This window comes from Haloarcula sp. Atlit-7R (assembly GCF_003666065.1).
In the GTDB taxonomy this organism is placed as follows: Archaea; Halobacteriota; Halobacteria; order Halobacteriales; family Haloarculaceae; genus Haloarcula; species Haloarcula taiwanensis.
In genome coordinates this window covers 1-459 of sequence record NZ_QXIK01000095.1, presented here as the reverse complement: position 1 = coordinate 459, position 459 = coordinate 1, and the positions used below count along the sequence as shown (strand labels likewise).

Sequence of the window (459 nt, the reverse complement as noted above, 5' to 3'; positions counted from 1 at the left end):
TCCTCGCGGACACCGCGCCTCAGATGCCGAACCACTCGGGCATCCGCTTTCTGAAGCCCGTGTAGAACAGTGCGACGGCGACGCCGACCGCGACGGCGACCCGGACGCCGCCGGAGAAAGCGAGGAAGCCGGGGACGGCGAACAGGAGCGTCAGCGCGAGGTCTTCGGGCGCGCCGTCGTAGCGGACGAGATAGCGGGGCCGGAGCCAACGCTTCGCGGGGTGGACGTACACCGCGCGGTCGGAGGTTCGGTCCCACGGCCGGAGTTCGTCGCCCGCGCCGAACCAGTCGGACGCGGAGTGAAGCCCCGCCGAGAGGAAGAAAAAGGCGACCCCGACGGTGAGCGTCGAGGGCGAGGCGACGGCGACGGCTCCGAAGACGGCGGCGGCAACGCTGTAGTAGACGGGGAAGTGTAGCGTCTTGCGGTGGACGCCGACGAAGAGGTCGACGTCGGGGAAGA

Annotated in this window: 1 protein-coding gene; it reads right to left on the bottom strand. The window is 69.9% G+C overall.

Annotated elements, in window-relative coordinates:
• Window positions 1–19: 19 nt before the first annotated feature.
• A partial coding sequence (locus tag D3D01_RS22800; RefSeq protein WP_121513871.1) for a metal-dependent hydrolase occupies window positions 20–459 on the bottom strand: 440 nt, incomplete at its 5' end.